The organism is Herbaspirillum sp. B65 (assembly GCF_000333555.1).
Taxonomy (GTDB): domain Bacteria; phylum Pseudomonadota; class Gammaproteobacteria; order Burkholderiales; family Burkholderiaceae_D; genus Herbaspirillum; species Herbaspirillum rubrisubalbicans.
In genome coordinates this window covers 1-2,497 of record NZ_BADI01001134.1, presented here as the reverse complement: position 1 = coordinate 2,497, position 2,497 = coordinate 1, and the positions used below count along the sequence as shown (strand labels likewise).

The window sequence follows — 2,497 nt, the reverse complement described above, 5'->3', positions numbered from 1 at the left end:
CCTGCAAGCGTGCTTCTTCATGCGAGCGCAGTTGCTGCGAAAGCTGGTCCAATTCGTGCCGGGCGTCGGCCAACGCGCGTTCCTGCTCGCTGCGGCGGTCCAGCAGCTCTTGCAGGCCGGCCTGGGCGGCCTGATCGTCCAGGCTTTCCAATTCCAGACTGCCCTGCTGCATACTGGCAAACAGTTGCGCCGCCTGTTCCAGGGCGGTAGCAATGCCGCGCTTCAATTCCTCGATCTTGTTGCGGTGTGACTTCTCGGCGAACTCGCTTTCCTGGGCGGCGCGCTCCAGCTCGCGCAGGCGCGTGCGGGCATCGTTGAGCTGCTGTTCCTTGTTGAGGTAATCGGTCTGGCCGTTCTCGTGCTGCTCCTGCAACTCGGCCAGTTCGATATCCAGCTCCTCGAAGCGCGCCTCGGACTCGGCCTGTACCTGCTGCTGTTCGGCTTCCTGCATCCCGATTTCTTCCAGGTCGGTGGCGATCTGGGTGCTGCGCTGGTTGAAGCGTTCCTGCACCTCGGACAGCTTCATCACTTCGATCTGCAGGCTGTGCGCCGACTGGGTCAGCGAATTGACGCGCTGGCGCAATTCCTGCAGGCGCTGCGACGCCGCCGACAGGGCCGCCTCGGCACGCACTGCGCGGCCCTTGGCTTCTTCGGCCAACATCGCTTGGGCGCGTTGCTGCTTGGTGATGTTCTCGATTTCCTGCTGGCGCGCCAGCATACCGTCCTGCTCCGAATCGGAAGCGTAGAAACGCACGCTGGAGTTGCTCACCACATGACCCTGGCGGGTCACGAAGAGGCCGCCCAGCGGCAGCTTGGAACGCTCGGCAAAGGCGGTGGCGGTATCGTCGGCGATGTAGATGTGGTTGAGCCAGTCGTTCATCAGGGCGCGCAGGCCCGGATCGTTCAATTGCAGCAGCGTCACGAAGGGCTTCAAGCCCGCCACTGGCTGGGCGTCCGGCTGGGCCAGCCCGGCATTGGGCGCGTACAGCGCCAGCTTGGCCGGCGGGGCGTCGCTGAAGAAGGCCTTGGCCCAGTCCAGGTTGGACATTTCCAGGGCCGACATGCGCTCGCGCAGCACCGCTTCCAGCGCGGTTTCCCAGCCGGATTCGATGTGCAGCTTCTGCCACAGGCGCGGCAGCTCGGCCAGGCCGTGCTTTTCCAGCCAGGGTTGCACCTTGCCCTGGGCTTGCACGCTTTCCTGCAATTGCTTCAGGGCCGTCAGGCGCGCTTCCAGTTGGGCATTGGCCGAGGTTTCCTTGCTGACCAGTTCCTGGGCGGTGCGGCGCTCTTCTTCCAGGCGCGGCAACTGCTCCTGTGCCTCTTCCAGGTACATATTGGCCTCTTCCAGCGAGGCCTGCTTTTCTTCCAGCTGCATCCGCAGGTTGGACAGATGCGTCTCGTCGGGCAACGCCATGCCGTTCTTTTCCTGCATCAGGCGTTCGCGGCGTGCGGCCAGGCCGGAGAGGATGTTGGAAGCATTGCGCTGGTGCGTCGATTGCAGCTCGATCTGCTGCTGTACCTGCATGATCTTGCCGCGCGACTCGGTGGTCTTGACCTGCGATTCGCGCCAGGCCGCCTCCAGCGACGGCAAGCGATCGCTGGTGTCTTGCACCGCGTGCTGGGCCTGCTCCACCCGCATTCCGAATTCTTCGAGCTGGATCTCGGCTTCTGCCAGTTCTTCCTGCTGCTGGGTGCCCTGGCGCTGCCACTGGTCGCGCTGCGCGCCCAGGGAGTTCAACTGGGCTTGCAGGCGGTTGCGCGATTCGATGACGAACTTGATCTGCGCTTCCAGGCTGCCGATTTCGGAGTTGGTCTGGTACAGGTGGCCTTGCGCCTGGTGCAGGCGGTCGCCGGCGCCGTAGTGCGCCTGGCGCATATGCTCCAGCTCGGTTTCGACGTGGCGCAGCTTGGCGGTCTGTTCTTCCAGGTCGATCTGGGCACGCTCGATTTCCTTGAAGAAGCGCTCCTGCTCCGCCTTGGCTTCGTTCTTGCGCAGCAGCCACAGCAGCTTCTGCTTTTCTTCCTGGTCGTTCTGCAACTCGTGGAATTTCTTGGCCACGGCGGCTTGGGCTTCCAGCTTTTCCAGGTTGGTATTGAGCTCGCGCAGGATGTCTTCCAGGCGGGTCAGGTTTTCGGTGGTGTCGTGCAGGCGGTTCTCGGTTTCGCGGCGGCGTTCCTTGTACTTCGACACACCAGCGGCTTCTTCCAGGAAGATACGCAACTCTTCAGGACGCGCCTCGATGATGCGCGAGATCATGCCCTGGCCGATGATGGCGTAGGCGCGCGGACCCAGACCGGTACCGAGGAAGATGTCCTGGATGTCGCGGCGGCGCACCGACTGGTTGTTGATGTAGTAGGACGACGTACCATCGCGGGTCAAGGTGCGCTTGACGGCGATTTCAGCGTACTGGCCCCACTGGCCGGCGGCCTTGCCGGCAGAGTTGTCGAACACCAGCTCGACCGAGGCGCGCCCGGCCGGCTGCGGGGGAGAGCCGTG

The 2,497-nt window shown here is 63.7% G+C and carries 1 protein-coding gene; it reads right to left on the bottom strand.

The window, feature by feature from the left end:
• A partial coding sequence (locus tag I5W_RS26735; RefSeq protein ID WP_044531539.1) for a chromosome segregation protein SMC occupies positions 1 to 2,497 on the bottom strand: 2,497 nt, incomplete at both ends.